6 protein-coding genes are annotated in these 5,743 nt (G+C 71.3%); 3 read left to right on the top strand and 3 right to left on the bottom strand.

What is annotated here, in order from left to right:
* Window positions 1-876 precede the first annotated feature (876 nt).
* Window positions 877-1,452 carry a hypothetical protein gene (locus tag KBX39_RS21000; protein WP_210872092.1) on the top strand — a complete coding sequence of 192 codons (576 nt, stop codon included), beginning with the start codon at window positions 877-879 and terminating at the stop codon, window positions 1,450-1,452.
* Between the two features lie 46 nt (window positions 1,453-1,498).
* Here KBX39_RS21000 and KBX39_RS20995 read toward each other — a convergent pair whose 3' ends face one another.
* On the bottom strand, window positions 1,499-2,305 hold the full coding sequence (locus KBX39_RS20995) for a hypothetical protein (protein ID WP_043328070.1): 807 nt from the start codon (window positions 2,303-2,305) through the stop codon (window positions 1,499-1,501).
* Window positions 2,306-2,379: 74 nt separating this feature from the next.
* Here KBX39_RS20995 and KBX39_RS20990 point away from each other — a divergent pair, with 74 nt between their 5' ends.
* Window positions 2,380-3,324 (top strand): Ppx/GppA phosphatase family protein, encoded by a 945-nt coding sequence (locus KBX39_RS20990; protein WP_030502860.1) that lies wholly within the window; start codon window positions 2,380-2,382, stop codon window positions 3,322-3,324.
* A gap of 75 nt (window positions 3,325-3,399) precedes the next feature.
* Window positions 3,400-4,206: a sugar phosphate isomerase/epimerase gene (locus tag KBX39_RS20985; RefSeq protein ID WP_064446686.1), complete on the top strand. Its 807-nt coding sequence runs from the start codon at window positions 3,400-3,402 to the stop codon at window positions 4,204-4,206.
* Window positions 4,207-4,228: 22 nt separating this feature from the next.
* Here KBX39_RS20985 and KBX39_RS20980 read toward each other — a convergent pair whose 3' ends face one another.
* Entirely contained in the window at window positions 4,229-4,795 is a 567-nt protein-coding gene (locus KBX39_RS20980; RefSeq protein WP_018787720.1) for a CGNR zinc finger domain-containing protein, read from the bottom strand.
* 19 nt (window positions 4,796-4,814) lie between these two features.
* Window positions 4,815-5,743: glutathionylspermidine synthase family protein (locus KBX39_RS20975; protein ID WP_210872090.1), on the bottom strand; the 929-nt coding region annotated here is incomplete at its 5' end.

The raw sequence follows: 5,743 nt of genomic DNA, 5'->3' as shown, positions 1-5,743 counted from the left end.
TCCCGGGGGAGTTCTCGACCCCCACTCTCCGCCCGACCCTCCCTCGATCGCGCGATCTTGCACATTGGTGCCCCGCAAACCGGGCAAATGGGGTGCTCGGAGGGCGCAAACTGCAAGATCGCGGGGCTGGTCGCGGCCGCTTCGCTCTCGTCCAGCGCACCGCCCTGCCCGGTCGCGTCGATCATGAACTGGGCGGTGCTTGGTGTCCGGCTTGTCACCGTTAACCTCATGATCAACCCGGTGTGGGGGCCTGGTGAAGGCTTGTCGGACCTTGGAGTTGTGGTGCCCAGGATGCCCGGTTTGGCGCCCTTCGTGAGGTGCCACAACTCCAAGATCGCGGTGATCAAGGAGTTAGTGGGCTCGTGGGTGCCGGAATGTGCCGCAAACTCCTTGATCGCGGGGCACAGAGTGAGGTGCCCGGATGGGCTGGGCGAGTCTGGTCGGTGGTGTGCGGGGTGTCGGGTTCGGGGGTGGTGGGCGGCACTTTGGGGGTGGAATCGTGGGCGGGCCGGTGGCGTTGTAACCGGGTGAACGACGGAGCAGGGCCGCGCCCCCCGAGCGCGTCGGCTGTGGGAACAGACCTCAGGCCGTTGAGTACGTGCGGCGGCGTGAGCCGCGGGGAATGATCCCGCCCGGCTGGTCGTTGAACACGGTTCCGACGACGTGAGCCCCGCGCCGCCCCCCGGTGGTGTGAGGCGCCCGGGAATGATGCCGGGTCGAGGTCGTTGGACATGCTTCCGGCGCCGCGTAGAGGCCGAGGCCCCCAGCCCCGCGAGCAGCCGGGATCCCCCTTGAGACTTTCTTGAGCGCCTGACGGTGCCCACGCACCCCCGGTCCCCTCCGGGGGTGTGTCGACCCCCGAATGGAGCCCCCATCATGAACACGATTCTGCGTAAGAGCGTTCTGGGTATTGCTGGTCTGGCTTTCACCGGTGGCGTGTTCGCCGGCCCGGTCGCCGCCCACGCGGCCGACACCACCCACGCGGTCAAGCCGGTCACCGCCACCGTGCAGGGTGACAAGCTGATCCCGCACGGCGTGCAGGGCGCCCAGTCCCGCATCGACCTCAATGACGAGCAGACCAGGAACGTGAAGGCGATCATCGCGGCGACGAAGAAGGCCGGCATGGACGAGCGTGCCGCGGTCGTGTCGATCGCGACCGCGTTGCAGGAGTCGAAGCTGGAGAACCTCGGCCACCTGGGTGACCGTAACGACCACGACTCGCAGGGCCTGTTCCAGCAGCGCCCCTCCAGCGGTTGGGGCACGGTCGAGCAGATCACCGACCCCGAGTACTCCACGACCGCGTTCCTGAAGGGTCTGAAGCAGGTCGACGGCTGGAAGGACATGCCGCTGACCAAGGCCGCCCAGACCGTCCAGGTCTCCGCCTACCCCGACCACTACGCCCAGTGGGAGCAGCAGGCCGCCGACCTGGTCGCCGAGCACTGGAACAAGTAAGAAAAAACGTGAAGGCCGGCACCCCGAACCAACGGGGTGCCGGCCTTCACTCGCTTGCCGGGTGCGGGGCGATCTGACCCTGGCGCTGCCGGGCGGCGCACAGCTCGGCCAGCTTCGCGTACGCGGGCGCGCCGATCAGCGCGGTCAGCTCCGGCCCGTACGAGACGTACATCGGCTCGGCGCCGACGTGCGCGTCGGTCGAGGAGGTGCACCACCAGTCGAGGTCGTGCCCGCCCGCGCCCCAGCCGCGCCTGTCGAACTCGGCCAGCGTGGAGATCAGCACCTTCGTGTTGTCCGGCCGCTTGTGCCATTCCTGATCGCGGCGTACCGGCAGTTGCCAGCACACGTCCGGCTTGTACTCCAGCGGGTGCACCCCGTCGCGCAGCGCCTGGGCGTGCAGCGCGCAGCCGCCTCCGCCGGCGAAGTCGGCGTCGTTGAGGAACACGCACGGGGCGTCCACGTCGCGGGTGGCGGTACGCCGGGCCGGCGTCTTGCCGTCGACCGTGTCGTTCTCGGTCCAGTTCTTGAACCCGCGCCGGAAGTGCTGCCACGTCTCCGGCGTCAGCCGCTTGACCGCGGCCCGGACCCGCTTCTCGTCGTCGGAGTCGGTGAAGAACGCGCCGTGCGAGCAGCACCCGTCGGCGGCCCGTCCGGCGATGATGCCGTGGCAGCCCTGCCCGAAGATGCACGTCCAGCGGGAGAGCAGCCAGGTCAGGTCGGCGCGGACGACGTGCTTCGGGTCGGCCGGGTCGACGAACTCGATCCACTCCCGGGGAAAGTCCAGCCCGACCTCGCGGCTGCGCGGGTCCTCGGGGTCGTCCACCAGCACGTGAAGCTCGATCTGCCCTGTCACTCGGACCAGCGTACGCGCGGTGACCCCGCCCGGCCGCCGAGCCGACGAAACGTGTTGGCCCTAGGGTCTTTCCCATGCGACTGGGTGTCCTCGACGTCGGTTCCAACACGGTGCATCTGCTGGTGGTCGACGCCCACCACGGCGCGCATCCGTGGCCGGCGCACTCGGAGAAGGTGGTGCTGCGGCTGGCCGAGCAGATCGGTCCGGACGGCGCGCTCACCGTCGGCGGCGCGGACGGCCTGGTCAAGGCGGTCGGCATGGCCCGGGCGGCGGCGGACGGGCTGGGCGCCGAGGATCTGCTGGCGTTCGCCACGAGCGCTGTTCGCGACGCCACTAACGCCGCCGACGTGCTGGCCCGCGTCCGCGACGAGACGGGCGTACGCCTGGAGGTGCTCTCCGGGGCGGACGAGGCGCGGATGACGTTCCTCGCGGTGCGGCGGTGGTTCGGCTGGTCCGCCGGGCGGCTGCTGGCGATGGACATCGGCGGCGGCTCGCTGGAGCTGGCGGCCGGCATCGACGAGCACCCGGACGTGGCGATCTCGCTGCCGCTCGGCGCGGGCCGGCTGAGCCGGGAGCGGCTGGCGGTCGACCCGGCCGGCACGGCGCCGCCGTCGGCCGAGGCCGTGGAGGAACTGCGGGCGTACGTGGACGCGCAGCTCGACCCGGTGGTGGAGCAGTTGACGGCGGTGGGCTGGGAGCGTCCGGTCGCCACGTCGAAGACGTTCCGCACGCTGGCCCGGCTGGCCGGCGCGGCTCCCTCCGGGGCGGGGCTGTGGGCGCGCCGCAGCCTGACCCGTACCGGTCTGCGGCAGGTGCTGGGGTTCATCAGGCACATCCCCCCGGCCCAGTTGCCCGAGCTGGAGGGGGTGAGCGCGCAGCGGGCGCACCAGTTGCTCGCGGGCGCGGTGGTGGCCGAGGCGGTGATGCGACGGCTCGGCGTGGACCGCGTGGACATCTGCCCGTGGGCGCTGCGCGAGGGCGTCATCCTGCGTCGGCTGGATCAGCTCGCGCCGATGTGACCGTACGAGCGCTCTGGGTTGCTTTGCGGTTGCTCGTCCCGATGCTCGCTGGTGGTTGGAGCTACCCTCGGAGGCGTGACCTACCGCGTTCCGGTACTCCTGTCCACGTCCTCGGTCTTCCCCGAACGGACCGCGGCGGCGTTCCAGCTCGCCGCCGAACTCGGCTACGACGGCATCGAGGTGATGGTCTGGACCGACCCGGTCAGCCAGGACGCGGGCGCGCTGCGCGGCCTCGCCGAGCACTACGGCGTCCCGGTGCTGTCGGTGCACGCCCCCTGCCTGCTGGTCACCCAGCGGGTGTGGAGCCCCGACCCGTGGGAGCGGCTGCGCAAGGCCGCCGAGCTGGCCGAGACGCTGGAGGCGCCGACCGTCGTGGTGCACCCGCCGTTCACCTGGCAGCGTGACTACGCGCGTACCTTCGCCGACGGGCTCGACACGATCGCCGGGCAGTTCGGCGGCCTGCACTTCGGGGTGGAGAACATGTACCCGGTGCGGATGGCGGGGCGGCAGTTCGTCCCGTACGCGCCGGGCTGGGACCCGACCGAGATCGGGTACGCCTCGTACACGCTCGACCTGTCGCACTGCGCTGCGTCGCACACCGACGCGATGGCGATGGCCGACCGGATGGGTTCCGGCCTGGCGCACGTGCACCTGGGCGACGGCACCGGCGAGGGGCGTGACGAGCACCTGGTGCCCGGTCGCGGCGGGCAGCCCTGCGCGGAGATGCTCCGCTCGCTCGCCGGCCGAGGGTTCAGCGGCACGGTGGCGGTAGAGGTGACCACCCGGGGCGCGAAGAGCCGGGCGGTCCGGGAGGCGGACCTGCGCGAGTCGCTGGAGTTCGCCCGGGCGAACCTGACCGCCGCCTCGCCGGTCGACGCCTGACCGGGGCGCGCCGCCCCGGAGGTCAGCTCACCGGGGACAGCGGCTGCGCCGGGACGGCCTGCTCGCCGACCGCGGCCCGCTTGCGGGCCCGATGCGCCGCCACGTGGGAGCGGGTGGCGCAGCGCTCGGAGCAGAACCGCCGGCAGCAGTTGGACGAGGTGTCCAGGTAGACGTTGCCGCAGCGGTCGTCGGCGCAGACGCCGAAGCGGGCGCTGCCGTACTCGCAGAGCCACACCGACAGCCCCCAGACCGCCCCGGCCAGGTATTCGGAGGAGACCGACGCGCCCCGGCTGGTCACGTGCATGTGCCAGTCGGAGGAGTCGTGGCCGGAGATGCGCGGCTGCACCGGGAACGCCTCCAGCAGCGCGTTCAGCTCCGCCACCGCTTCGTTGTCCCGGCCCGAGGTGCCGTACTCGAAGACGTCCCGGAGTCGCTTCTGCGCCCGCCGGAAGATCGCCAGGTCCCGTTCCGCGACTTCGTCGCGCATCCAGCCCTGCTCGTCCGAGAAGACAGCCCGTAGGCCGTCCAGGTCGTCCAGCCGGGCGTTGACGAGCTCGACCCCGGTCCGGGCGTACGCGTCGAAGTTCACGACACCAACGGTAGACGACTCACGGCAGACGCGGTGCGTCGATGTAGTGGGGCAGGACCCGCGCGTAACCGTCAGTGATGAGGCTCTCGCTCTCCCGTACGCCGGCGCCGGCTGACTCGCCGTCCACGATCCAGCTGCCGAGCACCGTCCGGTTGCCCTCGAACTCGGGCAACGCGCGGAACTCCTGGAAGCAAAAGCCCTCGTCGCCGTAGATCCCCGGGTTGGTGATCTCCGTGTCGGCGGTCACGATGCGTACCGAACCGCCTTCGCGGCCGAGCAGCGGCTTGGCCACGTACTCGGTCATGCCGCGCGGTGAGTCCAGGTACGCGGGCAGCAGGTAGTCGTGCCCCGGGTACAGCTCCCAGAGCACCGCCAGCAGCGCCTTGTTCGACAGCAGCAGCTTCCAGGCCGGCTCGATCCAGGTGGTGGGCGTGCCCGGGTCCAGCGCGGGCCGCCCGTACGGCTCGGCCAGCATCCACTCCCAGGGGTAGAGCTTGAAGCAGGTGGTGATCGGGCGGTCGTCGGCGTCGACGAAGCGCCGCCCGTCCCAGCCGACCTGCTGGATCGGCATGAGCGTCACGTCCAGCCCGGCCTGGCGGGCCGTCTCGGCCAGGTAGCCGGCGGTGATCTGGTCCTCGCCCGACTCCTCTTCCTCGGACCAGAGCACGTGCGTCCGGCGCTCGTGCAGCCCGGCGCCGATCTTGGCCCACGCGCCGACCAGCCGTTCGTGCAGGCTGTTCCACTGGTCCGCGTCCGGGCGGGTGTGTTCCAGCCAGTACCACTGCACGATGCTCGCCTCGACCAGCGCGGTCGGGGTGTCGGCGTTGTACTCCAGCATCTTCGGCGGGCCGCTGCCGTCGTACCAGAGGTCGAACCGGCCGTACAGCGTCGGCGGGCTCTCCCGCAGCGAGCGGGCGACCGCCTCGGCGGCCCATTCGGGGATGCCGA

The sequence above is a fragment of the Micromonospora sp. D75 genome (genome assembly GCF_018070405.1).
In the GTDB taxonomy this organism is placed as follows: Bacteria; Actinomycetota; Actinomycetes; order Mycobacteriales; family Micromonosporaceae; genus Micromonospora; species Micromonospora chalcea.
This window is presented reverse-complemented; position numbering and strand designations above follow the sequence as displayed.

Excerpts from the sequence above, each read along its gene's own strand:
- KBX39_RS21000 (WP_210872092.1), top strand. The coding sequence starts at position 877 with ATGAACACGATTCTGCGTAAGAGCGTTCTGGGTATTGCTGGTCTGGCT.
- KBX39_RS20990 (WP_030502860.1), top strand. The coding sequence starts at position 2,380 with ATGCGACTGGGTGTCCTCGACGTCGGTTCCAACACGGTGCATCTGCTG.